The following is a 25401-nucleotide window of genomic DNA, read 5'->3' as shown; positions in this document are numbered from 1 at the left end:
TATAATCCGGTTATGATTGCGCAGACGGGTGGTATGGTGGTGGATTCGGAGATGGCGGTGGGGTTGGCGGCGGCGGGGGTGATACTCGGTCTGATTTTTGGCTCGGCGATTAATGCGATGGTGTGGCGGCTCAAGGTGGGCAAGAGCTGGGTGCGGGGGCGGAGTGCGTGTCCGGATTGTGGGCATGTGCTGGCGCCGAAGGACCTCGTGCCGGTGCTGTCGTGGCTCGCGCTGGGGGGTAAGTGCCGGTACTGCCGGCAGCCCATCAAGGACCATCCGGTGGTGGAGCTCGTGACGGCGCTGGTGTTTGGCCTCTCCGCGTACGCGCTGGCGCCGGTGGGGGCAGTGGATTGGGTGCGGTTGGGATTTTGGCTGGTGCTAGCCACAATGCTGATTGTGCTAGCGGTGTATGATGCGCGGTGGATGATTTTGCCCGATAAAGTGATGCTGCCGCTGATGGCGGTAGGCGTGGTGTATGCGGCGACGATGGCGGTGGCGACGCACAGTCCGCAGGTGCTGTGGGGGGCGCTAGCGGCGGCATTGGTAGCCGGCGGGGCGTTCTACGCGTTGGTGTGGGCCACCAAGGGGCGGGCGATGGGCGGCGGGGACATCAAGCTGGCGTTTGCGATGGGGCTGGTGCTGGGGGCGCAGGGTACGGCGGTGGCGATGTTGGTGGCGTTTAATGTGGCGGCGGCCGTGGGGGTGGCGATGATTGCGTCGCGCCGGCGGGGGCGGCACGACCACATTCCGTTCGGGCCGTACCTAGTAGGCGGGACGATCGTGGCGTTTTTGTGGGGGCGGGAGATTGTGGCGTGGTATTTGCGGCTGAACGGGTTGGGGTGAGCTCGCCGCCTCGGCGCGTGCTACAATCAAAGCACTTATGGCTATCCGGAAGCAGCTAGGTTTTACGCTCGTGGAAATAGTGATCGTGATTGCGATCACGGGGGCGATTGCGGTGATTGCGCTCGTTGGGCAGCGCGGCTTGCGCAGCCGGGCGCAGTTTGACGCCGGCGTGGACAAGCTGGTGGCGAGCGTGGCCAATGCGCACAACCAGGCGACGGCGGGGGTGCAGGTGAGCGGCCTGGGCAACGGCTCGGTGAATTGTGCGGGTGGGGCCTCGCCGGTCGGCGCCAAGTACATTTTTGCGGGCGTGGCGTGGAGCGCAGTGGACGCGCCGGCGGCGACGTTTGCGCTGGATTTTTACGCGACCCAGATCGATGCGGCCACAGGTTCGCGGCTGGCGGCGGCGCCGTGCATTTTTAACACCGAGACGGTGGCGCCGGGCACGGTGATGCGCGTGAATAATCCGCCGCCGGGGCAGATGCGGCGGGTGCTGTTTGTGCGCGACGACGCCGGTGGGCTCAATATTTGCCGGGGTACGGGCGCGGTGGCGACGGTGGCGGCGAGTTTTCGGACCGGAACGTGTGTGGCGCCGGCGGTGACGAATGCGGCGCCGGGGCTCACCATCACGCTCAGCGATCCGGACGGCCATCAGTCGTCGGTGTTGATTGATGTGAGTGGGCTGGCGAAACGGCTCAACTAGCGCGGCTGGGCGTGCTATATTGAAGGTACTTATGGTTATAAAGCGGTTTGGGATGAGGCTGACGGGGGTCAAGACAGGGCGCGAGCGAGGCGACACGCTGGTGGAGGTGGTGATCGCGCTGGCGATTTTGGCGTTTGTGCTGCTGGGCGCGACGCTGGTGGCCACGAGCGCCTTCCGCACCGGCCAGACGGCCCGGGAGCGCACGCAGGTGTCGAATGAGGCCCAGCGCCAAATGGAGGCGCTGCGGAGCTTTCGCGACAACCATACCTGGGATGAGTTTCGGGTGGGTGTGGGTGCATCGTACCCGGGGGTAGACAACGTGCCGGTAACACCGTGCCGATTTGACGCTACCAAGCACTGCTTCCACATGGAGACGCAGGCAGTGGGGGCAAATACGGAATTTGTGCCGGTGACGGGTTCTACGGTGGGTTCGGTGCCTACTTCGACTATTGAGATTTGGGCCGACAATTCGGCGGCGGCGATCACAGCGCGGCCGTGCAACTATGACTTTGAGCTGCACTATAGCTTCCAGACGCTCGGCGGGGGCGTGCCGGCCCAAAACCACATCCGTACGCGGTTGGCGAATTTGAAATACGTGCTGCCGGCGGTGGGTCCGGGGACATGTCTATGAGGCGGCAGGTGGCGCAGCAGCGGGGGTTTACGCTCGTTGAGCTCTTGGTGGCAATGGCGGTTTTTGGCTTCATGCTGCTTATAGTGGTATCGGGGTTCATCAATATCGTGCATCTGCACAATCAGGCGCTGGCGTCGAACGTGGCGCAGGACAACGCTCGCACGGCCATGGCTGAGCTGGTGCGCTCGGTGCGCGATAGTGCCGGCGTGGTGGGCGCGCCGGGAGCTGGGCCGTCGGGGACGTTGTGCCTGAGCCAGCTCGGCGGAACGCTGCGGGGGTATTATTTGAACGCGGGGGTGTTGACGCGGTCGGATAATTGCACCACGCCGCGGATAAATCCGGTAGCGATCACCAATGATGTGGTGCAGGTGACGAACTTTGTGGCCACGGTGGAGTCATCGGGGCCGGAGGTGGTGAAGCCCGAGATTAAGCTGACGGTAACCCTTGGCAGCCGCAATGGCACCACCGCGGGTGCCGGAGCGGCGCTGGCCTGCAACAATACCAATCAAGACCGGACATTTTGCTCAGTCGTAACCTTAACCTCGGGGGCGGTGCCGCGATGATAAAACAATCTGAAAATGGCTTTGTGTCGCTATTAACCTGCATCATGCTGAGCTTGCTGCTGCTCGTGATCACGATTAGTATGGCGTCGCTGCAGTCGCTGCAGCTGCGCAAGGCTGAGGATTCGGAGCAGACGCTGCGGGCCTATTACTCGGCGGAAGCGGGCGTGGAAGATGCGGTGAGCAAGGTGCTCAGCAAGACGATTGCTCAGGGCGTGGGCGACAACACCTGCAACGCTTCGACGGGATTTGATGCGAGCGGCGCAGCCGAGTGGACCTGCCAGTACGTGAGCTTTTCGGGCAATCCGACGGGTAAGCTTGATCACCCGGATTCGGCCAAAACGGTGGATCCGCTCAATGTGCCATACCAGAGCGTAATCATTGAGTGGAATCAATCGACCAACATTGCGGCGGCGTTCCATAATCGGCCGGCCCTGTTGGGCGGCACGTTCCCCACGGCGGCCGCGTATGCTTCTTCGCCGTTTGATCCGCCGCTCGAACTAGCGGTGCTGGAGTATCCGTCGGGTGGGTTTGGGTCAAACCAAGTGTGTACGCGGCCGGGAGTGCCGGCGGGATGCCAGGCGCTGCTGCAGAATCTGGTGTTGGTGCCCGAGGGTGGGGCGGTCAGCACGGTGGCTTACGGCACGTTGCTGGGGCATGGCCCGTGGAACGGCAATTGCGGCAACCTGGGGCGCACCTATAGCCCCGGCGGCTTGACGCTCACGGGCTATAATTGCTACGCGGTACTGACGGGGCTCAGCGCCGCCAAAAATTATTTGTTTCGGCTGAGGTCGCGGTATGCGGCATCGTCGTATCGCATGACATTCCGTTCGGGTCCGAATGGCACGGGCGCTACGGTGACGGTGCCGGACGGTACGGCCACGATTGATGTGACGGCGCGGGCGGGTCAGACGTTCCGGCGGGTGATTTCCAAGCTGCCGCTCAATAAAAGTGCGGCTTCGATGCTCAACTTTGTGATTTATTCGGATACGGATGTGTGCAAAAACTTTGATGTGATCGACAACGTGCCGTCGGCGCCGCCGGCCTGCTGATTACTCGGCCGGGGGTTTGCGGCTGTGGAATTTCTCGTGGACGGCTTTGAGTTGCGGATCGGTGATGTGGGTGTAGATCTGGGTGGTGGCAATGTTGGCGTGGCCGAGCAGGCCTTGCACGCTGCGGATGTCGGCGCCGTTGATGAGCAGGTCGGTGGCGAAGCTGTGGCGCAGGGTGTGGGGCGTGACGTCTTTGGTGATGCCGGCCGCCTGGGCGTAGCGTTTCACGAGGCGTTGCACGCTGCGGACGGTGAGGCGGGTGTAGCCGGCTTCGGTGCCGTCCTGGGAGCCGGAGTAGTGGATGAATAGCGGCTTGAAGGCGTCGCGCCGGCTCTCGAGGTAGCGGCTGATCCAATCGGCGGCTTGGGGTGAGATGAAGATGGGGCGGTCTTTTTGGCCTTTGCCGCGAACCATAAACTCGCGGCGTTCGAGGTTGATGTGGTCGGTGTTGAGGTCGACGAGCTCGCTGACGCGGAGGCCGCCGCTAAAAAGCAGCTCGATGACGGCGCGGTCGCGCAGGCCCACGGGATTGGAGGTGTCGATGGCTGCGAGCAGGCGGTCGACCTCGTCGGTTTCGAGAAAGGTGACTTTGGGCCGGGTGACCTTGGCGAGCTCGATTTTGGCGCTGTCGAGGGCTTTGATGTCGCGCTTGGCGAGGTATTTGAGGAAGCTGCGGAGCGCTATGAGGTGGTAATTTTGGGTGGTTTTCGTGAGTTCGTGGCCGGTGATGTCCTTGGTGCGGTTGAGGTGGAGGCGCCATTGGCGGACCATTTCGGCGTCGAGCCTAGCGATATCACAGTCGTCGGCGAATTCGACGAGGCGCTGGAGATAATGGTCGTAATTGCTAATGGTTTTTTGCGAGCGGTTTTGCTCGATCTCGAGGTGCTCGAGAAAGTCGTTTACGAGTTCGGAGAGGTGGAGTTCGGCCATGCTTTCAGGATAACACGGCACCCAGTTTTTTCAGGGCCTGTTCGGCAAGGTGGTTTTATCGAAATTACTACCTTTTTAGGTACTATCCAAAAAGGTAGTAATTTCGGAAATAGTGGTCTCCGTGGGTCGGGAGAAGGGTGGGTAGGTCCGAGGTAGAGTACAATCGGGTTATGGATACTGTGGTGATGAGGCCGGTGATTGTGAAGGCGGTGGTGGTGTGCCTGGCGATTGCGGTGGCGCCGTGGCTGAGTGGGGGGCAGGAGCCGCTGGCAATGCTCATTAGTGGCTTTGCATTGCTGTTGGGGGCGCTCCTTGTGGGTCGTCAGGCGGAAACGCGGCTGCTCAAGCGCGGGCCCTTGGTGGTGGTGTTTGGCCTGCTCATCGGCTTGGCATTATTGTCTTTGCTTTGGACGGCCAATCGGTATTCGACGGCGGTGTGGGTGGTTCAGTGGGTAATGGCGGCGCTGGCTTTTCGCCTCGCTTATAGTATATCGGGCGATGAAGTGGGTAGAAAATGGCTCGTAAATGCCTACGTAATCTCGGCGGGTGTGTTTGCCTTGGCGGCCATTTGGATGTATCTCACGAGTGAGTATGGTCGCCTCACGGGTACGTTTTACTGGGCTAACCCAGCGGCGGCGTATTTGATACCGGCCGTGGTGTGGGGCGTTGATCAGATTCGGCGGCGGGAGCGGAGCCGTGGCTTGTACGGGTGGTTGGCGGCGACCGCAGTGTTTTTGGCAGCCTTTTTGTTGACCGATTCGCGGGCGGCGAGCGCTGTGTTGATAGTTGTTGTTCTGCTGTATTTGCTTTTGGTAAAGCTCAATCGGAGTTTTTGGATAAAATTTGTGTTCACTGTGGTGGTCGCCGTGGGACTGAGCTACGGGTTGGTTCGGGTGAGTACTTTGACGGACCAGCATACGGCTAAAGTGGCCCCGGGATCGCGGTTTAGTGAGGCGGTGAAGGGTGAGTCGAGCAGTGGTAGCGACCGGCTGCGGTTTCTGAGTAGCGCGCTCAATATGTGGTTTGAGCACCCAGTGCTCGGGGTGGGTGCCGGAACCTATGGCGATGTGCATCCGAGCTACCAGCAGCGGGTGGTGAGCGCCAGTACCAGCGCTCACAACGTGTACGTGCAGGTGTTGGCGGAATTGGGGTTGCCCGGGGCGATGCTGCTGGCGGGGTTGTTGCTGACCTTGCTGCTGGGTTCGCTGCGGGGGCTGGTGCGGCGGCCGGAGCTGGTGCCGGTGGCACTGGGTACCTTGGGTTTGTTGATGCATATGGGTTTGGATATCGATGTGCGTTATCCGGCCCTTCTGGGTTTGGTGGGTGTGTTTTTTGGCTTGATGTACGCTCAAGGCAAAACTAGGTGGGTAAGACCTGGCTGGAAATGGCCGCTGGTGGCGCTGGTGGCGGTGGCGCCGTTGGTGAACTTGTACCTGAGCGATACTTGGGCCAACCGGGCCAAGGCGGTGCAGGCGGACGATGATTACGAGCTAGCTGCGCAGGACTTCGCTCGGGCGCAGCAGGGGTGGGTGTTTAATCCCGACTATGTGAGCGCGGAGGGGATTAATCTGTACACGATGGCGAGCTTGTATCCGGAAGGTCGGCAGACGGGGTACCAGGCGGCGCTGGAGCGGGCGCGGCGGGCGGAGGCGCTGGATCGCTACGACGGCCAGCATCATCAGCTGGAGGGCCGGGTGTTGGCGGCCATGGGTGACGCGAAGGGTGCGGCGGCGGCGTTTCGGCGGGCGCTGGCGCTCGATCGCTTTAATCATCCGGATTACGCGCTCGATCTGGCGGCGCTCTTGATGCGCGAGAATCAGCCGGCGGAGGCGCTGCAGGTGGCGGAGGCCATGCTGGCGCAGTATCCGCCCGAGGTGGTGAGCAATCGTGGCTCGGACGAGACGGTGGCGCCGACCTTGGCCAATCTGGAGGCGCTCCGGGGTAATGTGTACCTCGGCCAGGGGGATTTGGACCGCGCTGGGGCAGCGGCCGACCGGGCGCTCAAGCTTGATCCGCAGAGTTTGCGGGGGCGGGCTTTGAAACATCAGGTTGAGACCCTTATAATGCGGTAGATGCATTTGACTCAAATCGCAATAGATTTGCTTTCGCAGCTGGGCTATGGCGGCCTGGCGGCGGGCTTGGTGCTCGATAGCTTTGGCGTGCCGTTGCCCTCAGAGGTGCTGTTGGTGCTCGGTGGCACGTTATCGGCTTCGGGCCGGTTTAATGTGTGGGCGGTGTTTACGATTGGCACGCTGGCCCAGCTGGCGGGAGGGCTGATTGGTTATGCGTTGGGCCGGTACGGCGGGTTGCCGTTGCTGGAGCGGTACGGCAAGTATGTGCTGATTTCGAAGCGTGATTTGGCGCGGACACACGCGGCTTTTGAGAAATACGGCCCCTGGATGACGATGCTCGGCCGCTGCTTGCCGGTGGTGCGGGGGCTGATTGCGTATCCGGCGGGTATTGCGGGGATGCGGCTCGATCGGTTTATCATCTATACGACGCTGGGTTCGGCGGTGTGGAGCGCTTTGTTTGTGTGGATAGGGTTTACGGTGGGCGGTAATTTGACGCAGATCGAGCAGCAAATGGGCCGGCTATCGATCTTCGTGGTGGTGCTCGGGGTGGCAGTGGTATTGTGGCATTTTCGGGAGCCATTGCAGCGATGGTGGGCGCGAGGCAAGACAGATAAGGGAGATAGGCAGGTATGAAAGTTGCAGAGACGACACTCGAGAATGGGCTGAGGATCGTGACGGCTAGCTTGGCCGATGCGCATAGTGTGACGGTGAACATTGTAGTGGGTACGGGTTCGCGTTTTGAGGAGTTTACGAAAAATGGTGGTGTGTCGCACTTTTTGGAACACTTGTTGTTTAAGGGGTCGCAAAAATATCCGTCGGCGCAAATTATCGCCGAGACCGTGGATGCAGTGGGCGGCTACAATAATGCTTACACGACCGAGGATGTGACGTCGTATTACATCAAGGTGCCGGCGCGACACCTTGACCTGGCGCTCGATATTTTGGCAGATATGGTGAAGACGCCACTGCTGGACGCTGAGGAAATTGATCGTGAACGGGGGGTGATCATCGAGGAAATGAATGTGTTTCGGGATGATCCGTCGCGGCAAATCGGTATGCTTGTGCCGAGTTTGATTTTCCCGAATAATCCCTTGGGCGGCGACATTTTGGGTACCGAAGAGGTGATTAAATCGATCCCGCGCGCGGCGATTGCCGGGTATTTGGGCGAGCGCTACCGTCCCAACAACCTGGTGGTGGCGGTGGCTGGAGCGGTGGATCACGAGGAGGCGGTGGCCAAGATCCGCGCGAGCTTGGGTGACATGACGTCGGGCGAGCTGGCTACGTTTAAGCCAGTGGCGGACGGGCTTGATCGCGATCTGGTGGTCGCGCACGCCAAGCCGACGGCGCAGGCGCACTTTATGGTGGCGGCGCGCGGCTACGCCTACGAGGATGCCGATGAACCGACGGCGCGGCTGGTGGCGGCGATACTGGGCCGCGGTATGAGCTCGCGGCTGTTTTTGAACGTGCGCGAGCGGCAGGGGCTGGCGTACAGCGTGTTTGCGGAGACGAATTCATTTGTGGATACGGGGTTGTTTGAGGCTTACGCCGGTGTTAATCTCGATAAGATCCAGCAGGCGCTGGATTCGGTGCTGCATGAGCTGGAGGTGATTCGTCACGAGGAGCCGGCGGCGGCCGAGCTCGATAAGGCCAAGCAACAGTTGATAGCGGGACTCGAAATGAGCCTGGAGAGCAATAGTAATATTGCGGACCGGATCGGTACGCAGCTGGTGCTGCTGGGCAGGGTGAGGACGATCGAGGACAGCATTGCGCGCATTGAGGCGGTGAAGGCGGCGGATATTCGGCGGGTGGCGGCGGCGATGCTCGATCCCCAGCGCTTGCGGTTTGCGATTATTGCGCCGGAGCCAGACCCGGTGGCGGCGCATTTTGTGGAATATTTAGGCAAATTTAAGGAGAAATCATAACGTTATGGAACAGACTTTAATTGTAGTGAAGCCCGATGGGGTGCAGCGTTCGCTCGTGGGACGACTGTTGCAGCGGTTTGAGGATGCGGGGCTCAAAATTGTGGGCATGAAGATGGTGTGGATTGATGATAACTTTGCTAAAAAGCATTACTTTGATCTGGCCGAGCGCCGGGGTGAGCACGTGCTCAAAAACATGGTGGACTTGATGACTGAGGGGCCGGTGGTGGCAGTGGTGCTGGAGGGCGTGGAGGCCGTGGAGAATGTGCGGCGCATTGTGGGCTCTACGGAGCCAAAATCGGCTGCGCCCGGGACGATTCGCGGCGATTTTGCGCATCACAGCTTCTCGTACACGGATGAGAAGCAGCAGGGGATTCGGAATTTGATCCACGCCTCGGGGAATGTGGCTGAGGCCAAGCAAGAGGTGGAGCTGTGGTTTGAGGATGGCGAGTTGCACGGGTACCGGACTGATCAGGATAAGCATCACGGGTTTTAGGTTCGCTGCGGCTTAGGGGTTCAATGGGCCGATCGCGGTGAAGCGGTCGGCCCATTGAGGCTCCGGCGGAACCGAAGCCTCTCTCTGTGAAAGCAGAGGACGCTACCCCTTACTGGGCCGTGGCGGTGTGCGCCGGGGGCGGCCTAGTGCGGGGTGCTGACGAGCTGGCCGTTCTGGCGCAGCTCCTCGTCGATCTCGTGGGTGGCGAGCTTGATACCTAGGTCACGGACCTCCTTGATGAGGAGCTGCTCGTCGCGCCGGCGGGCGCTCTGGCAGAAGGTGTACTGGAGTACATTGACGCGCTTGCTTCGGTGTTTGGGGTGAGCGTCCGGGACCTCCCGCTGGAGCCAGACCTGGTAGTGCTGGTCCGGCGTCTGCGGCTGCACGGTGGCGACGAGGATGGTGTCGCCCATCGTGATGGTCGCGAGGGCCTGCTCCAGCCAGGCGTGGTCGGCGGCGAGGGTCGCCGGGTCCACCGGGAGCTGGAAGGCGGCCCGGGCTTGGTTGGGGCAGGTGTCGTGGCCTTGCCACGCGAGGGCCTGCGGGTCGAGCAGCGGGTGCGGAACCACGGCAGTGGGCTTCCGCGACAGCGTGGGTCATGCATTCTCCAATCGGAGAGATTGTTCGGGCGATCCGAACCTTCTTATGGTAATACGCGGGTAGGGATTTGAGAATTATTACTTGGTGCCCCAGGAGGGAATCGAACCCCCGACGCTCTCCTTAGGACGGAGACGCTCTATCCACTGAGCTACTGAGGCGTGGCTGGATGTGATTATATCAGAGACCGGCGGGGTGGGGTGTACAATCGGAGCATGAGCAAAGACGCGGCGTCTCAGGTGGTCGAAAAGCAGTTTCCGGGGCAGCATGCAGGTGAGACGGTGGAGCTGGTGTTTCGCCAGCATCCGCTGGTGATGCGCAAAGCGTTGATTTTGGGCTTGGTGGCAATACTTTTGGCGGTGCTGCCGTTGGATTTTCCGCAGGTTTATACCGTGAGCTGGGTGTCGGGGGTGGTGCTGAAGGTGATGTGGGCGGTGATTGCGGCGGTGTTGGCGGCCTGGTTTTATCGTTGGGTGGGGTGGTATTACACGCTCTATATTGTGACCGACCGGCGGATTCTGGCCATTCGGCAGCAGGGGTTTTTTAACCGTAAGGTCGACGAGTGGCAGCTGGAGGGAATTCAGAATGTTAATTATGAGATCGGCGGGTTGCAGGCGGTGCTATTTAGCTATGGCGACATTACGGCGCGGACATACATTGGTGATCTGGTGATGAAAACGATTCACAAGCCGGCCGAGATACACGCGCAGCTGGTGGATGCGGTGCGGCGGGCTGGCGGCGGGTCGACACAGCTGCCCAACTAAGTTAGCATGGTATCCATATAAATGCCGTACGCGCTGGAGTTTGGGCGTGTTCGGGTGAGGAGTTGTTTTGCCCAGGAAAGATGAGGATGCTGTGAAGGACGAGTCAAAGGCGATGGACCCAGTGCGCAAGAAGGCGGAGCCAAAGCCGGAGGCCGCGAAGCCGGTGAAGGCCGATAAGCCGGATGAGCCGGCGCCGAAGGTGGCTGACGTGCCGGAGGCCGAGCCTGCTGAGGCGATAGACCGGCCGGCGAAGGCGCGCGACGTGCGCGGCTTGGCCATCAAGGTGGCGGCCGTGGTCGTGGGACTGGCGGCCGTGGTTGTGGTGGTCTTTGGTGTGTTGGTGTACGGCTACTCCAGCGAAAACCAGGCAGTAAAGTCGGTGGCGGCATTGGTGCCGTACCCGGTGGAGCGCGTGAACGGGCATTTTGTGACGTACCATGATTATTTGTTTGAGGTGGATGCCAACAAGCGGGCATACCAAAACAACGCTAAGCTCAACAACCAGCCGGCGGTGGACTTTAAATCGGCGGACGGTAAGAAGCTGGTGGTGCAAATTAAGCAGCATGCGCTCGATAAATTGACGGGTGATTCGCTTACAGCTCAATTGGCCTCGCAGAAAAAGGTGAAAGTGACCGATAAAGACGTCAACGATTCGCTGAATTTGCTCTACCAGCGTAGTGGCGGCAAGGATACGGTGCTCAAGACGCTTAATCAGCTGTACGGCTGGAGCTTCGAGGACCTCAAGGGGGTTTTGCGTAAGCTGCTGGTGCGGCAGAAGCTCGAAGAGAAGGTGACCTCCGATCCGGCGGCGGATGCGGCGGCGAAGACCAAGGCTCAGAACGTGCTCAAGGACATCAAGGGCGGCGCAGACTTTGGCGAATTGGCCAAGAAAAACTCGCAGGCTTCGGATGCGTCGAGTGGTGGCGATATTGGCTTCTTCACCAAGGGACAGTTGCCGGATGAATTGCAGAAAGCAGCCGAGGCTTTGCAGCCGGGCCAGGTTTCGGATCCGGTGAAAGACCAGTACGGATACGAGATTTTGAAGGTCGTGGAGAAGAAGGACGATGGCTCGATTCACGCGCTGCACATCTTGATCAAGACCGTGGATTTCGACGAATACTTCCAGGGCGAGCTCAAGAAGGCCAAGACGAACAAGTACATCAAGGTATAAGGGTTCGGGCATGGAGCTCATAGCGTGGCAGGAAGCGGCCGAGCGGCTCGCTCGCGGTGAGGTAGGGGTAATACCGACCGATACCCTCTACGGGATCGTGGGATCGGCCTTGAAGCCGGCGACGGTGGAGCGAATTTATGCTCTGCGGAAGCGAGAACTCGATAATCCGATGATCGTGTTGATAGGTGATTGGACGGACCTCGATAGGTTTCATGCGGTCTTGCCGCCTCAGGCGCGAGCCTTGCTAGAGCGGGTTTGGCCGGGGCCGGTGAGCGTGGTCGTGCCGGTGGCCGATGCGGGGTGGCAGTATTTGCATCGGGGCAAACAGAGCATCGCGTTTCGGATGCCGGCCAAGCCGGAGCTTTTGGCTTTGCTGAAGCAAGCTGGCCCAGTGGTGGCGCCGAGTGCCAATTTGGCGGGAGAGACGCCCTCGGTGACGGTGGCGGAGGCACAGGCTTACTTCGGCGACGAGGTGTTTTATGTGGACGAGGGGAGGCTTGAGAATTCGGCTTCGGCGCTGGTGGATGCGCGGACCGATCCGCCGCGAATTTTGCGCCCGGCGCCCGGCTTTGGGCTACAATAGGGCTCATGAGCCGTGCGAAATATGGGGTGGATATTTTGGGGGACGACGGCGTGGAGGTGGCGATGGGACTGCATTCGGATCAGTTTTCGCCCACGCTTAAGGGGCTGTGGCCGAGTTTGTGGGCGTGGTGTGAGGCGGCAGCGTAGCTCTAGCGGGTTCACGAGCGGCGCTATCAATTGCCTTGCTGGGGTAAAGCTGGTAAGATGAGACGGTTTTACGGTCTGGGCTCGTGGTGTAGAGGCCTAACATGCCTCCCTGTCACGGAGGAGATCGCCGGTTCGAATCCGGTCGAGCCCGCCAATTGCAATTATTCGTTTTTTGTGATGTAATGTGACGACTGCTCAGCTTTTGAGCGGTCGTTCTTCGATACGGTGCTGTCTGGCACCACGACACACGCGGGTAAGCTCGCGGGAAATGGACCAGAGATGCGTGTTCTCGGCTCAACCATGGCGTTCGTCGGCGGAGTCATCGCTATCGGCGACCGTGCTCCGGCGTTCGGTGTACTTCTGGGGATTGCGGGGATCATTATCCTCGTGGTTTTCAGCCGTCGGCGTCGCCAGTCCCGTCAGTCCCGCTAAATCCGGATTAAGCGGAGACGAAGGATCGTGCGCGAGTTCTTCTGTTTTTTCGGTCTAATAGGTGGGCCTGTCGGGCTCTATCTCCATGTTCCGGTCATCGTGTGCATGGTGGTGTTCCTACTCGGCCTCGCCTTGATTCCGAAGGAATAGACTCTGTCGTCAATCTCGAGGAGGGGAGCTGTGGAGAGGCTTGTACGGTACGGGCTGGGGCGGCTGGTGGCGTTTCTGAGGAGTTTCGGCTTCTCGGAGGGTGGCACGGTCGTACGCCAAGAGGCTGTGCGGGCGCATGAGACCCGTGCGCGAATCAGCGCGCTGTCGGGGCCATGGCTGGGATGTACGCGCCGGGGACGCCAGTCGTGGTAGTTCCAGGCGAGACGGTACCGCCCACCTATCGGCTTCGGATCCGCAATCTGCGGGGCCTGGAGCGCTGGGTGAAGGTGGATCCGGATACGCTCGCGGAGCATCTGCCGGGCACAATGTATTCCCCGTATTCGCCGAGGTAGGCTACTGCCTGCCTCGAGCCTCCGCGGGTCTCCCGCTCTCCGTCGGTGGAGCGGGAGACCCGGCCGGGGGTTTTTCGTTATTTTGATACGACGTTTGGCAGGTATAATGCTGATATGACAAGGCTTGATGCACTGATTTCGGATGCCGACGGCACGCTGATTGATACGGTTTATATGGTGCGGCACGGGCTGTACGAGACTGCGCGGCGGTATCTGACGGGCTACGGGGTGCCGGTGGGCGAGATACCGAGCTACGAGGGGTATCAGACCCAGCTGGAGGAGGTGCTGGGTGGGAGCGCACGGGATAGCCTGGAGCGGGTGGTGCGTCGGCTGTATGAGGCGGCGCCGCATCATTTGGAGGGAATTGATTATGAGGCGCTGAATGCGTTGCTCGATCCGATTCAAGATGAGCTGGCGCCGCGGTTTGTGAAGGCGTACCCCGGAGCTGATGCGTTGCTGCGGAAGTTGGGTGAGGCTGGCATGGGGCTCGGGATTGTAACGAGTGGCACGCGATATCAGGTAGTGCGCAATTTTGGCTTGGCGTTGGCACAATTGGGTTGCGAGCAATTGTATCTGGAGGAGGGGACGAGTGATGTTGATAAACTTGAGCGGCTTGAGGCCGCTGTGGCGCAGGTATTTGGCATCGACCGGGTGGCGATAATCACCTGCGAGCAAATCAGCGTAGGCAAGCCGGACCCGCAGGGCGTGCACGAGGCGGCGCGGCGGCTGAGCGCAGCGCCGGAGCGGTGCGCGATGATGGGCGACCACGGTGTGGATATGGCGGCTGGAGCGGCGGCTGGGTTGCCGGTGCGGGTGGCGGTGACGCACGGCCTCGGGGCAGCGCCGGCGCTGCGGGCGGCGGGGGCTACGGCGGTGGTGGACGATTTGGCCGCCGTGCCGGGGCTTTTGGGGTTAGACTAGCTACAAGGAGACTTTGAGGATGGCGAAGACGGATCAGCATGATTTTAGTGAGCTCAGCGCGGTGTACATAAACGCTACGCTCAAGCGCTCGCCAGAGGTGAGTAACACTGATGGCTTGCTCGAAAAGAGCCGGGCCATTATGAACAAGCACGGGGTGAAGACAGAAGTGATTCGGGCGGTTGATCACGATATTGCGACCGGCGTGTGGCCGGATATGCGCGAACATGGCTGGGAGACCGACGAGTGGCCCGAGATCGCGGCGAAGGTGATGGCGGCGGATATTTTGGTGCTGTGTGGGCCGATTTGGCTGGGCGACAATAGTTCGGTGATGAAGCGGGTGATCGAGCGTCTGTACGCGGGCTCGAGCGAACTCAACGAGGCTGGGCAGTACGCGTATTATGGCCGGGTTGGAGGCTGTATTATTACGGGCAATGAGGATGGTGTGAAGCATTGTGCTATGAATGTGTTGTATAGTTTGCAACATTTGGGGTATGTAATTCCCCCTCAAGCGGATGCTGGCTGGGTGGGGCCGGCGGGTCCGGGACCGTCGTATTTGGACGCGGGATCGGGTGGTCCGGAGAACGATTTTACCAATCGCAACACGACGTTTATGACCTGGAACCTGATGCATCTAGCAAAGATGCTGCGGGAGGGCGGGGGAATTCCGGCTTATGGCAACCAACGCAGTGCTTGGGATGCGGGGTCACGGTTTGATTTTGAGAATCCGGAATACCGCTAAGGCGATTTGGGGAATTGAATCAATTTTGTGTTCAATAATTCAGTCAGACTGGCGACGGATTTTGCCTTGGCAGAGCTAAATTCTGCTTGGCTGACGAATCCGGTGGTGACGCCGATGAAGTGGAGGCCGGCGCCGATGGCGGCGTAGTAGTCGCTGAGGGCGTCGCCAACGTAAAGGATGTTTTGTGGCTTAATGCCGCGCTTTTGGAGCAAGTGGAGAGCTGGATCGAAAACGCCGGGATCGGGTTTGTGGACCGGGGTGTCTTCGGAGCCCTGGACGAAGAGGAAGTGGCTGGGGTCGAAGCCGAAGCGCTTGATGTCGGGCTCAATCATGTCGCGGGTCATGGCGCTGAGGACACCAAGCGGCAAGCCGGCGGCGTGGAGGCGCTTGATGGTGACGAGGGCATCGGGCTGAAGCGTTTTCCGGAAGCGGTGTTCAATGGAGAAATTGGCGGCGCGCATGTTTTCCAATGTGTCGGCGTGTTGGTAGAGGAGCGGGATCATGTCGTTGAACGGCATCCCCCAGTGTTTGCCGAGCGTTTCGTCGGTGAGTTTGAGGCCGTAGAATTCCTTGGCCGTGGCTTTGTGGTGGGCCCATTTGATGCGGCCGGAGCGCACGAGGGTGTCGTCGAAGTCGAAGATTATGGCTTGATAGTGGTGGGCTGGCATGGGCTCATTGTATAATGAACCAGATAACAAAGCAGGTAGGCGCATGGCGGACGTGATGATTGGGCAACTGGGGGAAGCGAGCGAGGCGGCGGCGGAGCAATTGGGGGCTTTGATGCAGCAGCTGACGGCCAATGCCCAGCCGTTGGATGTGGATCGGTTGCGGACGATCGTGGAGGCCTCGGCGCTGTATGTGGCCAAGGCCGATGGACGGATCATTGGGACGGTTTGTCGGATTGATCTGCGCCACCCGGTGCGCACGAAGTGCTGGATCGAAGACTTAGTGGTCGATAGCGAATTTCGCGGCCAGGGGATCGCGCGTAGGCTCATGGAGGCGGCGATCGCCGGCGCGCCGGAGGAGGCGGTGTCGGTGAATTTGAACTCGAATGTGGCGCGCACTGAGTCGCACCGGCTATATCAGAAGCTGGGGTTTGCGGTGCGCGAAGAAACTCGGATTTGGCTGCTCAAACTGCCGCGCTAATGGTTGCCTTGGTTGGCCTGGACGACCTTGGAGCGGTCGGTGAAGTAGGTGCGGTAGTAGTCTTCGAGGGCCGGCGGAAGGTGCTGATACTCGGTGCCGAGAAGGGCATGGGCCTCGTCGAGCCGGTCCTCGGGGCTGGGCTGGTCGTCGAGTTCGGCTTCGGTGCCGAGAATGGCGTTTTGCTCGACGGCTTGGTTGAGCAAGGGCGCGAGGGTGTCTTTTTGGCTTTGGGGAAGGCGTCGGTAGGCTAGGTGGAGCATTTCGTGGGTGGCGGTGACGATCGTTTGCTGAGGGCGGGTGGAGTCGTCGTAGATGAAGGCTTGGCCTTGGCGGGTGAGGCAGCCGAGCCGCTCGGTGTCGCAGTGGGCGTCGACAGCGGTCTTGGTGTCGAACTTAGGGTTGGTGCGATAGAGCAGGTGCCGGCCGGTGTCGCTGAGGCCGGCGTCGGTGGCGATGAGGGTGGTTTTGGCGTCTGGGGTATACTGCCAGAAAAAGAGGCTATCGGTGATAGTGGTGCGGTTGAGGGCGGCTCCGCCGATGACAACGGCTAGCGTGAGCACAAACAGGAGGTCGAAGGTGCGGCTAGTGTGAAAACGTGCCATCTTGCTGCCGAGCATAGCACGAAAACGCAGGTCATAGCGTAAGCTTTTTGGTATGATTGTGGTATGCTTAGAGGGTAATTGTTGGGCGCTAACGTGGATCAACCAAGACCGACTCGAAGAATGACCGACATGGGCCCGCGCCGCATGGATGGCTTTGGGGGGCCACCCCGGCCAGCTGGGGCGCGACCGATAGCGACGGGTGCGCAGCCGGTGACGAGGCCGGCGGCGGTGCGTCCAGCGCGCGCACAAGCGCCGGCGCAGCCGGTGGCGCGTCCGGTGCGGAGCGTCGATCCCCGTACTACCGCGGTTCAGCCTTCTGCGCAGCCGGTAGCCCAGAGTCGTCGTGGCAGCTGGTCGGTGGTGCTGCAGTTCGTGATCGGATTGGTCGTAATTGTGGCCGTAGCGGGTGCGATTGTCTGGCTTTACATTAAGTATTACCAGCAGTAAGACTTGATGGGAAGAAATGCCGCAACCTTTGTTGGGGTATTGATGCTGGCTTTGTTGGCCGGTGTTTTGGCGGAGGCGACTTTGGCGTTGGGGCGCCGGGGGAGCTTGTCGAACGATAATTTACTGCGGCCGGCGGCGACGGCTAGTCCGACTCCGACGGCCTCTTCTACTCCCAGCCCGACGTTGGTGCCGGTCGTGGCGCCGACCGCAGCGGCGACGCCCGTTCCGACCCCGGCAACGCCAACCGCGACTACGAATTCATTTGTGCATATGCGGAGCGGTAAATCGACTGCTACGCCGATTTTGACTGATTTGAACGGGGGAACGGTGGTGGAATTGCTGCCGGATAGTGATTCGCAGTGGCAACAGGTGCGCTACGGTGGTCTCACGGGGTATGTGTTTAAGACGTATTTGGCGTATTGAGCGGCGGTGAATCGACAAAACAATCGAGCTTATGACCGTAAGCTTTGTGATATGTACTGATGTTCGGTCCGGCATCGGCTGCAATACTGGCCTCATAATCATGAGTGAGGGTGGTACCGTGAGCCGTTCAAGAATTCGCAAGATAAAGTCTGAAAACGTTCAAGTACAGCAACAGGATCTGTACGATGTGTTTTATATGAGCCCCGATGAGGCCAAGCGGGCACTTGAGCAAAAGTATGAGTTTTTGGCGGAACGCTACGAGCGTAAATTCCCGAAGCACAAGGGTTTGACCTAGCCGAAATTGGGCTAGGGGCGAGTGATTTGCTGGAGGGCGTTCATGAACGCAGCCTCTTTGAGTGAGACCTTGGCCTTGGCGGCGGTTTTGATGGTGGCGTCGATGGCGGGAATGAGGTGGTCTGCAAGCTGCGCATTGACGCGCGCTTCGCTCCAATGCTCGCCGGCGAGATTTTGCTGCCATTCAAGGTAGCTCACGATGACGCCGCCGGCATTGGCGATGATGTCGGGCAAGATAACGGTGCCGGCGGGCGTGAGATGGTCGCTGGCGATGAGGCTGACGGGGCCGTTGGCCAGCTCGACGATGAGCTTGGCTTTGACACGGCGCAGGTTGGACTCGATGACGGCGTCGCCGAGGGCGGCGAGCACGAGGACGTCCACGTCTTGGGCGATGAGGTCGGCGGCCGGCAGGGCGGTGATGGCGGGTGAATGCAGGTCGGCGAAGCGGCGGCCGGCCTGCTTGAACTGGGCGAGTTCGACGGCATCGAGCCCAGCGGGGTCGACCAGGGCGGCGCTGGTGTCGCTGGCCGCGACGAGGCGCCACAGCGGTTGCTCGGCGGCGGCGATGGTGGCAAAGAAGGCGCCGACGTTGCCAAATCCCTGGACGGCGACGGTGAGCTGGCGGTCTGATTGGCCGGTGAGCCGCAGGTATTCGGCGAGCGTGATGACCCCTCCGCGGCCCGTGGCAGCATCGCGGCCGAGGCTGCCGCCGGCGCCGAGGCTTTTGCCCGTGAAGCTGGCCGAGGTGGTATCGCCGGTGAGACGGGCAAATTCGTCGACCATCCAGTCGATGATGCGGGCGTTGGTGTTGACGTCGGGTGCGGGGACGTCTTTGTGGGGGCCGATGTGGAGCGCGAGGTGGTGGGCGTAGGCTCGGCTGAGTTCCTCGAGCTCAGCGGCGTCGAGGCTGCGGGGGTCGACGGTGACGCCGCCTTTGCCGCCGCCCAGGGGCAGGCCGACGGCGGCGGTTTTGAGGCTCATGAGCGTGGCTAGAGCGCGGACTTCGTCGAGATCGACTTCGGGATGAAAGCGAATGCCGCCCTTGTAGGGGCCAAGGTGGTTGTTGTGTTGGATGCGATAGGCGGGGAATTTTTTGCCGTTTTTTAGCTCGATTTCGAATTGATGCTCGGCGTTGGGCTGCAGAAATTCGGCGAGGGCTTGATCGGACAGCCCCAGGCGATGGCCGGCCCGGCTGATAAGGGATTGCGCAGTACTTAGCATGTTCATAGGATAGCAAATCTGGTGGGCTCTGGAAAAGCGGGTCCGAATTTGCTAATCTATCCTGGTCATGCGCCGTCGTGTGCCGATGTAGCTCAGTTGGTAGAGCAGTGCTTTCGTAAAGCAAAGGTCATGGGTTCGAGTCCCTTCATCGGCTCCATTTGCGGGCATAGTACATCGGTAGTATGCGACCTTCCCAAGGTTGAGAGGCAGGTTCGATTCCTGTTGCCCGCACCATTTGCATGGCAGGCGCGATACGCGTCTGTTTTTGTTTGTTGGGGTTTGGGATGGGGGCTTTGTAGAATTCCTAACAATTTTTATGCGTAAAATTTTTTAAGTAATTTTGATAGGATATAATTCTCTTATGGAATGGGAATCTCCTTTAGGTCTGGTCCAGGTTGACGCACTTTAGGATTGATTCGAGGGCAGAGTATTACGGCGATTTGGTTCGGCGGCTGCGGGTGTTGGGCGCTGGCGACCGCGCGGTGGTGGCGACGATGGCGCTGACGGCCGGTGAGCCGGCGGTGCGCCAGGTGTTCGAGGCGCTGGGGGTGGCAGCGCGGCATGGGGCGGATGTGCGCTTGGTGGTGGACGCGTTTGCTTTCATGTTTAATAGTCAAACGAGCAGATTGGGGCCGTTAGTGTGGGGCCGGGAGCCGGCGAGCGCTCGGAGCGGGCCGTTTGGCGATACGGGGGCGGCGCTGCGCGAGCTTGAGGCGGCGGGTGGTCGCTATGTGTTGGTCAACCGGCCGCGCCGGGTTCCTGCCAACCCATATGGGGGCCGTTCGCATATGAAGTATGCGGTGATAAATGATGATGTGTGGGTTGGGGGATGTAATTTTGACAACAGTGATCATCTAGATTTGATGGTGGGCTGGCGCGATCAAGCTGTGGCGAAGCTGCTGGTGGCGTTGACGGATCGGTTGTTTGCGACCGGTAGTGCGCGGTTGGCGGTGGGTGACGACGATGTGGTACGCGCGGTGGCACCCGGCGCGTGGTTGCTGCTGGATGCAGGAGTGGCGGGGCGGTCGGTGATTTATGATCGGGCGCTGGCGTTGATTGACGCGGCTCAGGAGTGGATCGTGATGACCTGTCAGTATTTTCCCAACGGCGAGACAGCGCGGCGGTTGCTGGCCGCGCATCGGCGCGGGGTGATGGTGAAGATTTTGTTTAACGATCCGGGCAAGCATGCCTGGCCGCATAACCTGGCGCATCGGGGGGTAATGACGGCTGGGCGATTGCGACTGCCGCCGAGCTTCTTTGAGCACGTCGTGGGGCGTGAGCAGGCGTTTTTGCACGCTAAGCTGCTGGCGAGCGAACGAGCAGCCATGATCGGCAGTCACAACTATGTGCCGGCGGGGGTGCGTCTGGGGACGGCGGAAATGGCTTTGGAAGTAGCCGGGCCGGAATTTGCGGATCGGGCGGTGGCGAAGATTTGGGATTTGGTGGATTCGGGTATACTGCCGATATGAAGTTGCGTGTACGCGATAAGATCATAGACCTCGACGAGCCTGTGATTATGGGAGTGCTGAACGTGACGCCGGACTCGTTTTCGGGCGATGGGGTGGTGGATGTAGCGGCGGCGTTGGAGCAAGCACGGGTGATGGTGGGTGAGGGCGCCCGGGTGATTGATGTGGGCGGTGAGAGTAGCCGTCCGGGTGCGCAAGCGGTGAGCTTGGATGAGGAGCTGCGGCGGGTGGTGCCGGTGGTGGAGCGATTGGCGCGCGAGACTACGGCGGTAATTTCAGTGGATACGGCGAAGCCCGAGGTGGCCCAGGCGGTGCTGGAGGCGGGTGCACATATCATTAACGACATTACGGGATTGCGCGATGAGCGCATGGCCGGCGTGGTGGCGAAGTATGGTGCGGCCGTGGTGCTCATGCATATGCAGGGAACGCCGGAGACGATGCAGCGTGACCCGCAGTACGATGACGTGGTGCGCGAGGTGGCGGAATTTTGGCGCCAGCGGACCCGGCGCGCACGAGCGGCCGGCGTGGGGGCCGACCAGATTGTGCTCGATCCGGGGATTGGTTTTGGCAAAACTATGGAGCACAATCTTGAGCTGCTGCGGGCGACGCGGAACTTGGTGGCGGAATTTCGCGAGCCGGTGTTGATTGGGGCTTCGCGAAAGGGATTTATCGGCCGGCTGACGGGTCATGAGGAGGCGCGCGATCGGGTGTTTGGGACGGTGGCCCTGACGGCGATGGTGGTGCGCGATGGAGCGGCGATGGTGCGGGTGCACGATGTGGCGGCTAATCTCGATGCGGTGAAGCTCGTGCAGGTCTGGCGTGATGAAAGAGATTAAGCTATCCGGCGGGGCCGTGAGTGCTCCGGTGAAGCTTGGGGATACGGTGCGCCGGAATGCTGGGCCGTGGACGCCGACGATTCACGCCTTGCTCGACTACCTCACCGAGCGTGGTTTGCGTGAGGCACCGCGCCCTCTGGGTATGGATGAACGCGGCCGCGAGATTTTGACCTATATGCCGGGAACGGCGGCGCACCGGCCCTGGCCTGAGGTTTTGAAAGATGCGGATGGGCTCGTGCAGATGACGCAGTGGCTGCGCCGGTATCATGATATGGTGGCGGATTTTGAGCCACCGGCGGAGGCTAGGTGGCGCATCGGTAAGGCCGGGAAGGCTCCGGGGCAAATTATTCGTCACGGTGATTTGGGGCCCTGGAATACGCTCTGGGAAGAGGGCCAACTGGTGGGAGTACTCGATTGGGATTTTGCTGAGCCGGGTGAGCGGATCACCGACGTGGCGCAGTTGGCGTGGTATTTTGCTCCGCTGCGGGGCGAGAAGGGCTGGCACGAAGCGGGCTTTGAGGTGCGGCCGGATTTTCGTGACCGGCTGACGGTGATGGTGCAGGGGTATGGTGATTTTACCGTGCCCGAAGTCCTCAGTGAGGTCGATAGGCTCCAGCAGACCGATATGCTGACGACGCAGCGGCTGGGGGGTGCGGGGGTGCATCCTTGGAATTTGTTTTACGAACGGGGCGGCATGGGGGTGCTTCGCGATGAGAACGCCTGGTTGCAGACCGTAAGGTGATATAATCGACCTCATGGAAGGACTGGCGCGGTTGCGTTCGCTGCGGCGGACTCTTCAAGAACGAATCAACCATGTGCTGAGTCAGCGCTTTTTTCATGATCGCATCAGCATGGCGGTATTGAGTATGGCGTTGGCGGTGAATGCGGCTGCCATCATTATGCTAGCGCTGCTGCTGCATCCGACGGAAAGTCAGGCGCCGGTGCATTTTTCGAGCTTTGCGTTGTTTGATCGATTGGGGCCTTGGTATTATCCGTTTGAGATTGCGTTGGTGGCCGTGGTAGTGACGGTGGTCAATACGGTGTTTGCGTACCATAGTTTTTTGCGTAGTCGGCTGGCGAGTTTCTTTTTGCTCGTGACTTCGCTGGTGGTGGCGGTGTTTGCGTTTATTATTGCGCAGGCGTTTGGGGCGGTACGGTGAAATATTACGACCGGCGAGGGTTTGTGCGGGCGTTGGAGATTTTTCCGGGAGCGGTAACGTGGACCACTTTGGTGCTGCCGATTGTGCTGAGTCTTTGGCTGCCGGTGTGGGTGGCTTATTTTATTATTGCCTACGATTTGTATTGGATGAGCAAGTCGTTTCGGTTGAGCGCAAATCTGATTCGCGGCTATAGAAGGCTTCATTTGGCGCAGCATATAGATTGGAACCGGCGGCTTGATGAGTTAAGAGACGTGAGTACTAGTTTTGCTCAGGCTACCAATAGGCTGGCAGCTGCGGGGAGGGCGAGCGGGAGGCGTCGGCGAGAACTAGAGGCCGAGGTGAGTCGCCTGCAGCCGTTGGCGGTGCGTCCAGATACGATTATGGATCCGGGATCGGTGTACCATGCGGTGATCTTGGCGACCTATAACGAATCGATGGATATCCTGCATCCTTCGGTGCGCTCCTTGACCGAGGTGGACTTTCCGCTCGACCAGCTCATGCTCGTGATTGCCTACGAGGAGCGAGGCGGCCCTCAGACCGAGGCTAATGCGCTCAAATTGGTGGAGGAGTTTGGCGATAAGTTTGCGATGATGATCGCGGTGAAGCACCCAGACGGCGTGGTGGGCGAGATTCGGGGCAAGGGCGGTAACATCAGCCATGCGGGCCGGGTGCTGACCGAGGAGGTGCGGCGCCGGGGGATTGATCCGGAGCGGGTGCTCGTGACCACCTTTGATTCTGACCACCGGTCGAGCAAAAATTATTTTAGCTACCTGTCGTATCTGTACGCCACGGACCCGAACCGGGTGCACAAGAGCTACCAGCCGATTCCGATGTTTTATAACAACATCTGGGATGTGCCAGCGCCGATGCGGGTGATTGCGACGGGCAACTCGTTTTGGCTGCTCATGGAGACGATGCGGCCGCATCGTCTGCGCAATTTCGCGGCGCATGCGCAGTCGCTGGCGGCGCTCATTGAGACCGATTATTGGAGCGTGACGTCGATTGTGGAAGATGGGCATCAATATTGGCGATCGTACTTTGCGTTTGCGGGTGATCATGCGGTGGTGCCGGTGTTTACGCCGGTGTATCAGGACGCGGTGCTGGCGAGTACGTATCTCAAGACGTTCAAAGTGCAGTTTTTGCAGCTGCGGCGGTGGGCCTGGGGGGTGAGTGATTTTCCCTATGTGGTGCGACAATCCTTGGAGCATCGGGAGATTGGGTGGGGCAATAAGCTGACGCAGATCGGACGATTGTTTGAATCGCATTTTTCGTGGGCGACGGCGCCGTTGATTTTGACGTTTGTGGGCGGATTGCCACTGTTTTTGAACCGGAACTTTGGCTACCAGGCCTTGGCGCATAATCTGCCGGTGATTACCTCGCGGATTTTATCGCTGGCTTCGGTGACCATTGTGATTACGGTGCTGTTGAGCCTCATTTCGCTGCCGCCGCGGCCCGAGCGGTACCGGGGGACACGGATGATCGGCATGCTGGCGCAGTGGATATTGCTGCCGGTGACGAGTATTTGTTTTGGGTCGCTCGCTGCTTTGAACTCGCAGACGCGGCTGATGTTTGGCAAGTACCTGGAGTTTTACGTTACCGAGAAGGCCACCAAAAAGTGACCGGAGTGCGGGCCGCATGATGTACCTGCTGGGTTTTGGATTGGCGTTTGTGCTCAGCGCGGGTTTGACGCCGTGGGTGCGACGGTACGCGCTAAAGCATGGGATCGTGGACGCGCCGACGGAAGCACGCAAGATTCACCGGCGCGCCATTGCTTACTTGGGTGGGGTGGCGATTTTTGGGGCGTTTGTGCTGACCGTGATGGTGATGCTGCCGCTGTCACGCCAACTGGGGGCGTTGCTGCTGGGATGTTTGATCTTGGTGACCGTGGGGGTGATCGACGACATTCGGGGTTTGTCGCCCGGCGTGAAGCTGGCGGGGCAGTTTGTGGCGGCGGGGGTAGCGCTGGGGGGCGGAATTGGCATTACGCAGGTCACGAATCCGTTTGGCGGGGTGATCGATTTGAGTAGTTGGGGTCGGATGAGCTTTGAACTGGCGGGTACGCAATTTCACATCTCGCCGTTGGCGAACGGTTTGAGTTTGCTGTGGATGGTGGGGCTGGCCAACACGGTGAATTTTTTGGACGGACTCGACGGTTTGGCGTGCGGTATCTCGGGCATTGGTGCGCTGGTGATGTTTGGCTTGGCGGTGGAGCCGCACGTGGGGCAGCCGGCGGTGGCGATGCTGGCGATTATTTTGGCCGGCGCGGCGTTTGGATTTTTGCCGTTTAATTTTTTCCCCGCGCGGATATTTATGGGGGATTCGGGGGCGTATTTTTTGGGTCTGGTGCTGGCGATGCTGTCGATTTACTCCGGCGCCAAGCTGGCTACGGCGGCGCTGGTGCTGGGATTTCCGATCGTGGACGCGCTATGGGCGGCTACCCGGCGGCTGGCCAAGCGGACGTCGCCGTTTCGGGCCGACCGGCAGCATTTTCATCACCTGCTGCTCGACGCCGGCATGACTCAGCGCCAGGCGGTGCTGACGCTCTACGCGGTGGCGGCGATTTTCGGTACGGTGGCGTTGTCGGTGGGGTCGTTTGCGAAATTGGTGGCGCTGGTGGTGCTGATGTTTTTGATGGCGGTGAGCATCGGGGCTTTGGTGTATGTGAATTGGATTCGGACGCGCAAAATCTACCCTAAGTAGATACGGCTATGTTTGTTGGGGCACGTGGGCGGTGATAAGATGAGATT

At 60.2% G+C, this 25401-nt stretch carries 31 protein-coding genes and 4 tRNA genes; 29 read left to right on the top strand and 6 right to left on the bottom strand.

The annotated features are described in order from the left end of the window. Nucleotides 1–12 precede the first annotated feature (12 nt). The 5 genes from VMT30_01575 to VMT30_01555 are packed head-to-tail and all read left to right on the top strand — an operon-like array spanning nt 13 to nt 3786. Complete coding sequence (locus VMT30_01575) at nt 13–843, top strand: prepilin peptidase (GenBank protein ID HVQ43633.1); 831 nt, start codon at nt 13–15, stop codon at nt 841–843. A 37-nt stretch (nt 844–880) separates the two neighbouring features. Continuing rightward, on the top strand, nt 881–1543 hold the full coding sequence (locus VMT30_01570; protein HVQ43632.1) for a type II secretion system protein: 663 nt from the start codon (nt 881–883) through the stop codon (nt 1541–1543). Nucleotides 1544–1595: 52 nt separating this feature from the next. Then, nucleotides 1596–2174, top strand: coding sequence for a prepilin-type N-terminal cleavage/methylation domain-containing protein (locus VMT30_01565; protein HVQ43631.1), 579 nt, complete (start codon nt 1596–1598; stop codon nt 2172–2174). Then, the gene (locus VMT30_01560; GenBank protein HVQ43630.1) at nt 2171–2737 is read left to right on the top strand and encodes a type II secretion system protein; all 567 of its coding nucleotides are present in this window, start codon (nt 2171–2173) and stop codon (nt 2735–2737) included. The genes VMT30_01565 and VMT30_01560 overlap by 4 nt, the downstream gene beginning before the upstream one ends. Continuing rightward, nucleotides 2734–3786: a hypothetical protein gene (locus VMT30_01555; protein ID HVQ43629.1), complete on the top strand. Its 1053-nt coding sequence runs from the start codon at nt 2734–2736 to the stop codon at nt 3784–3786. The genes VMT30_01560 and VMT30_01555 overlap by 4 nt, the downstream gene beginning before the upstream one ends. Here the strand turns inward: VMT30_01555 and xerA are convergent, their stop codons facing one another. Then, nucleotides 3787–4716, bottom strand: coding sequence for a site-specific tyrosine recombinase/integron integrase (gene xerA, locus VMT30_01550; GenBank protein HVQ43628.1), 930 nt, complete (start codon nt 4714–4716; stop codon nt 3787–3789). A gap of 170 nt (nt 4717–4886) precedes the next feature. On the opposite strand from xerA, the gene VMT30_01545 reads away from it, so the two are divergent. The 4 genes from VMT30_01545 to VMT30_01530 are packed head-to-tail and all read left to right on the top strand — an operon-like array spanning nt 4887 to nt 9203. After that, nucleotides 4887–6788: an O-antigen ligase family protein gene (locus VMT30_01545; GenBank protein HVQ43627.1), complete on the top strand. Its 1902-nt coding sequence runs from the start codon at nt 4887–4889 to the stop codon at nt 6786–6788. After that, complete coding sequence (locus VMT30_01540) at nt 6789–7421, top strand: DedA family protein (GenBank protein HVQ43626.1); 633 nt, start codon at nt 6789–6791, stop codon at nt 7419–7421. Then, complete coding sequence (locus VMT30_01535; GenBank protein ID HVQ43625.1) at nt 7418–8710, top strand: pitrilysin family protein; 1293 nt, start codon at nt 7418–7420, stop codon at nt 8708–8710. The genes VMT30_01540 and VMT30_01535 overlap by 4 nt, the downstream gene beginning before the upstream one ends. A 4-nt stretch (nt 8711–8714) precedes the next feature. Beyond that, entirely contained in the window at nt 8715–9203 is a 489-nt protein-coding gene (locus VMT30_01530) for a nucleoside-diphosphate kinase (protein ID HVQ43624.1), read from the top strand. Nucleotides 9204–9346: 143 nt separating this feature from the next. Here VMT30_01530 and VMT30_01525 read toward each other — a convergent pair whose 3' ends face one another. Together VMT30_01525 and VMT30_01520 are read right to left on the bottom strand one after the other, a co-directional pair. Next, entirely contained in the window at nt 9347–9772 is a 426-nt protein-coding gene (locus tag VMT30_01525; GenBank protein HVQ43623.1) for a hypothetical protein, read from the bottom strand. A 113-nt stretch (nt 9773–9885) separates the two neighbouring features. Further along, nucleotides 9886–9961, bottom strand: a tRNA-Arg gene (locus tag VMT30_01520). Between the two features lie 54 nt (nt 9962–10015). Between VMT30_01520 and VMT30_01515 the strand changes: the two genes are divergently transcribed. The 8 genes from VMT30_01515 (at nt 10016) to VMT30_01480 (ending at nt 15059) form a co-directional block, all read left to right on the top strand. Continuing rightward, a complete protein-coding gene (locus VMT30_01515) occupies nt 10016–10564 on the top strand; it encodes a PH domain-containing protein (GenBank protein HVQ43622.1) in 549 nt (182 codons plus the stop codon). 67 nt (nt 10565–10631) lie between these two features. Next, nucleotides 10632–11735, top strand: a complete 1104-nt coding sequence (locus VMT30_01510) for a peptidylprolyl isomerase (protein HVQ43621.1) — start codon at nt 10632–10634, stop codon at nt 11733–11735. A 10-nt stretch (nt 11736–11745) separates the two neighbouring features. Next, nucleotides 11746–12318 (top strand): L-threonylcarbamoyladenylate synthase, encoded by a 573-nt coding sequence (locus tag VMT30_01505; GenBank protein ID HVQ43620.1) that lies wholly within the window; start codon nt 11746–11748, stop codon nt 12316–12318. Between the two features lie 5 nt (nt 12319–12323). Continuing rightward, nucleotides 12324–12464, top strand: coding sequence for a hypothetical protein (locus tag VMT30_01500; protein ID HVQ43619.1), 141 nt, complete (start codon nt 12324–12326; stop codon nt 12462–12464). Nucleotides 12465–12541: 77 nt separating this feature from the next. After that, nucleotides 12542–12618, top strand: a tRNA-Asp gene (locus VMT30_01495). A gap of 458 nt (nt 12619–13076) precedes the next feature. Next, entirely contained in the window at nt 13077–13259 is a 183-nt protein-coding gene (locus tag VMT30_01490; GenBank protein HVQ43618.1) for a hypothetical protein, read from the top strand. 254 nt (nt 13260–13513) lie between these two features. Further along, on the top strand, nt 13514–14320 hold the full coding sequence (locus VMT30_01485) for an HAD family hydrolase (GenBank protein HVQ43617.1): 807 nt from the start codon (nt 13514–13516) through the stop codon (nt 14318–14320). 19 nt (nt 14321–14339) lie between these two features. Continuing rightward, the gene (locus VMT30_01480) at nt 14340–15059 is read left to right on the top strand and encodes a flavodoxin family protein (protein HVQ43616.1); all 720 of its coding nucleotides are present in this window, start codon (nt 14340–14342) and stop codon (nt 15057–15059) included. Here VMT30_01480 and VMT30_01475 read toward each other — a convergent pair. Then, nucleotides 15056–15727: an HAD family hydrolase gene (locus VMT30_01475; GenBank protein ID HVQ43615.1), complete on the bottom strand. Its 672-nt coding sequence runs from the start codon at nt 15725–15727 to the stop codon at nt 15056–15058. The genes VMT30_01480 and VMT30_01475 overlap by 4 nt on opposite strands. 43 nt (nt 15728–15770) lie before the next feature. Between VMT30_01475 and VMT30_01470 the strand changes: the two genes are divergently transcribed. After that, nucleotides 15771–16205, top strand: a complete 435-nt coding sequence (locus VMT30_01470; protein HVQ43614.1) for a GNAT family N-acetyltransferase — start codon at nt 15771–15773, stop codon at nt 16203–16205. On the opposite strand, the gene VMT30_01465 is transcribed toward VMT30_01470, so the two are convergent. Then, complete coding sequence (locus VMT30_01465) at nt 16202–16807, bottom strand: hypothetical protein (protein ID HVQ43613.1); 606 nt, start codon at nt 16805–16807, stop codon at nt 16202–16204. The two genes, VMT30_01470 and VMT30_01465, sit on opposite strands and share 4 nt — an antisense overlap. 120 nt (nt 16808–16927) lie before the next feature. Between VMT30_01465 and VMT30_01460 the strand changes: the two genes are divergently transcribed. The 3 genes from VMT30_01460 to VMT30_01450 are packed head-to-tail and all read left to right on the top strand — an operon-like array spanning nt 16928 to nt 17972. Beyond that, nucleotides 16928–17254: a hypothetical protein gene (locus VMT30_01460; protein HVQ43612.1), complete on the top strand. Its 327-nt coding sequence runs from the start codon at nt 16928–16930 to the stop codon at nt 17252–17254. 42 nt (nt 17255–17296) lie between these two features. Continuing rightward, nucleotides 17297–17677: an SH3 domain-containing protein gene (locus VMT30_01455; protein ID HVQ43611.1), complete on the top strand. Its 381-nt coding sequence runs from the start codon at nt 17297–17299 to the stop codon at nt 17675–17677. Nucleotides 17678–17708: 31 nt separating this feature from the next. Then, nucleotides 17709–17972 (top strand): hypothetical protein, encoded by a 264-nt coding sequence (locus VMT30_01450; GenBank protein ID HVQ43610.1) that lies wholly within the window; start codon nt 17709–17711, stop codon nt 17970–17972. An 11-nt stretch (nt 17973–17983) separates the two neighbouring features. Here VMT30_01450 and VMT30_01445 read toward each other — a convergent pair whose 3' ends face one another. Continuing rightward, nucleotides 17984–19192 carry a Glu/Leu/Phe/Val dehydrogenase gene (locus tag VMT30_01445; GenBank protein ID HVQ43609.1) on the bottom strand — a complete coding sequence of 403 codons (1209 nt, stop codon included), beginning with the start codon at nt 19190–19192 and terminating at the stop codon, nt 17984–17986. Nucleotides 19193–19273: 81 nt separating this feature from the next. On the opposite strand from VMT30_01445, the gene VMT30_01440 reads away from it, so the two are divergent. From VMT30_01440 to VMT30_01405, 8 genes are all read left to right on the top strand, one after another. Then, nucleotides 19274–19349, top strand: a tRNA-Thr gene (locus VMT30_01440). A 3-nt stretch (nt 19350–19352) separates the two neighbouring features. After that, nucleotides 19353–19426 (top strand) — tRNA-Gly (locus VMT30_01435). A 161-nt stretch (nt 19427–19587) separates the two neighbouring features. Further along, nucleotides 19588–20661 carry a phospholipase D-like domain-containing protein gene (locus tag VMT30_01430; GenBank protein ID HVQ43608.1) on the top strand — a complete coding sequence of 358 codons (1074 nt, stop codon included), beginning with the start codon at nt 19588–19590 and terminating at the stop codon, nt 20659–20661. Next, on the top strand, nt 20658–21494 hold the full coding sequence (gene folP / locus VMT30_01425; GenBank protein ID HVQ43607.1) for a dihydropteroate synthase: 837 nt from the start codon (nt 20658–20660) through the stop codon (nt 21492–21494). The genes VMT30_01430 and folP overlap by 4 nt, the downstream gene beginning before the upstream one ends. Next, nucleotides 21481–22236 carry an aminoglycoside phosphotransferase family protein gene (locus VMT30_01420; protein ID HVQ43606.1) on the top strand — a complete coding sequence of 252 codons (756 nt, stop codon included), beginning with the start codon at nt 21481–21483 and terminating at the stop codon, nt 22234–22236. The genes folP and VMT30_01420 overlap by 14 nt, the downstream gene beginning before the upstream one ends. Nucleotides 22237–22249: 13 nt before the next feature. Beyond that, nucleotides 22250–22654 carry a hypothetical protein gene (locus VMT30_01415; protein ID HVQ43605.1) on the top strand — a complete coding sequence of 135 codons (405 nt, stop codon included), beginning with the start codon at nt 22250–22252 and terminating at the stop codon, nt 22652–22654. Beyond that, nucleotides 22651–24273 (top strand): hypothetical protein, encoded by a 1623-nt coding sequence (locus VMT30_01410; protein HVQ43604.1) that lies wholly within the window; start codon nt 22651–22653, stop codon nt 24271–24273. Before VMT30_01415 ends, VMT30_01410 begins: the two co-directional genes overlap by 4 nt. A 16-nt stretch (nt 24274–24289) precedes the next feature. Then, nucleotides 24290–25354 carry an MraY family glycosyltransferase gene (locus tag VMT30_01405; GenBank protein ID HVQ43603.1) on the top strand — a complete coding sequence of 355 codons (1065 nt, stop codon included), beginning with the start codon at nt 24290–24292 and terminating at the stop codon, nt 25352–25354. Nucleotides 25355–25401: the final 47 nt, after the last annotated feature.

It is taken from the genome of Candidatus Saccharimonadia bacterium, from assembly GCA_035544015.1.
GTDB lineage: Bacteria > Patescibacteriota > Saccharimonadia > UBA4664 > UBA4664 > UBA5169.
The sequence above is the reverse complement of the archived record's forward strand: the minus strand, read 5'-3'. Positions and strand labels throughout refer to the sequence as shown.

Coding starts and splice junctions, on each gene's coding strand:
- VMT30_01560 (HVQ43630.1), top strand. CDS start 2,171: ATGAGGCGGCAGGTGGCGCAGCAGCGGGGGTTTACGCTCGTTGAGCTC.
- VMT30_01470 (HVQ43614.1), top strand. CDS start 15,771: ATGGCGGACGTGATGATTGGGCAACTGGGGGAAGCGAGCGAGGCGGCG.
- VMT30_01575 (HVQ43633.1), top strand. CDS start 13: ATGATTGCGCAGACGGGTGGTATGGTGGTGGATTCGGAGATGGCGGTG.
- VMT30_01415 (HVQ43605.1), top strand. CDS start 22,250: ATGGAAGGACTGGCGCGGTTGCGTTCGCTGCGGCGGACTCTTCAAGAA.
- VMT30_01475 (HVQ43615.1), bottom strand. CDS start 15,727: ATGCCAGCCCACCACTATCAAGCCATAATCTTCGACTTCGACGACACC.
- VMT30_01535 (HVQ43625.1), top strand. CDS start 7,418: ATGAAAGTTGCAGAGACGACACTCGAGAATGGGCTGAGGATCGTGACG.
- folP (HVQ43607.1), top strand. CDS start 20,658: ATGAAGTTGCGTGTACGCGATAAGATCATAGACCTCGACGAGCCTGTG.
- VMT30_01505 (HVQ43620.1), top strand. CDS start 11,746: ATGGAGCTCATAGCGTGGCAGGAAGCGGCCGAGCGGCTCGCTCGCGGT.
- VMT30_01565 (HVQ43631.1), top strand. CDS start 1,596: ATGAGGCTGACGGGGGTCAAGACAGGGCGCGAGCGAGGCGACACGCTG.
- VMT30_01485 (HVQ43617.1), top strand. CDS start 13,514: ATGACAAGGCTTGATGCACTGATTTCGGATGCCGACGGCACGCTGATT.
- VMT30_01555 (HVQ43629.1), top strand. CDS start 2,734: ATGATAAAACAATCTGAAAATGGCTTTGTGTCGCTATTAACCTGCATC.
- VMT30_01540 (HVQ43626.1), top strand. CDS start 6,789: ATGCATTTGACTCAAATCGCAATAGATTTGCTTTCGCAGCTGGGCTAT.
- VMT30_01570 (HVQ43632.1), top strand. CDS start 881: ATGGCTATCCGGAAGCAGCTAGGTTTTACGCTCGTGGAAATAGTGATC.
- VMT30_01545 (HVQ43627.1), top strand. CDS start 4,887: ATGGATACTGTGGTGATGAGGCCGGTGATTGTGAAGGCGGTGGTGGTG.
- xerA (HVQ43628.1), bottom strand. CDS start 4,716: ATGGCCGAACTCCACCTCTCCGAACTCGTAAACGACTTTCTCGAGCAC.
- VMT30_01455 (HVQ43611.1), top strand. CDS start 17,297: ATGCTGGCTTTGTTGGCCGGTGTTTTGGCGGAGGCGACTTTGGCGTTG.
- VMT30_01465 (HVQ43613.1), bottom strand. CDS start 16,807: ATGGCACGTTTTCACACTAGCCGCACCTTCGACCTCCTGTTTGTGCTC.
- VMT30_01405 (HVQ43603.1), top strand. CDS start 24,290: ATGATGTACCTGCTGGGTTTTGGATTGGCGTTTGTGCTCAGCGCGGGT.
- VMT30_01450 (HVQ43610.1), top strand. CDS start 17,709: ATGACCGTAAGCTTTGTGATATGTACTGATGTTCGGTCCGGCATCGGC.
- VMT30_01480 (HVQ43616.1), top strand. CDS start 14,340: ATGGCGAAGACGGATCAGCATGATTTTAGTGAGCTCAGCGCGGTGTAC.
- VMT30_01460 (HVQ43612.1), top strand. CDS start 16,928: ATGACCGACATGGGCCCGCGCCGCATGGATGGCTTTGGGGGGCCACCC.
- VMT30_01530 (HVQ43624.1), top strand. CDS start 8,715: ATGGAACAGACTTTAATTGTAGTGAAGCCCGATGGGGTGCAGCGTTCG.
- VMT30_01420 (HVQ43606.1), top strand. CDS start 21,481: ATGAAAGAGATTAAGCTATCCGGCGGGGCCGTGAGTGCTCCGGTGAAG.
- VMT30_01500 (HVQ43619.1), top strand. CDS start 12,324: ATGAGCCGTGCGAAATATGGGGTGGATATTTTGGGGGACGACGGCGTG.
- VMT30_01515 (HVQ43622.1), top strand. CDS start 10,016: ATGAGCAAAGACGCGGCGTCTCAGGTGGTCGAAAAGCAGTTTCCGGGG.
- VMT30_01445 (HVQ43609.1), bottom strand. CDS start 19,192: ATGCTAAGTACTGCGCAATCCCTTATCAGCCGGGCCGGCCATCGCCTG.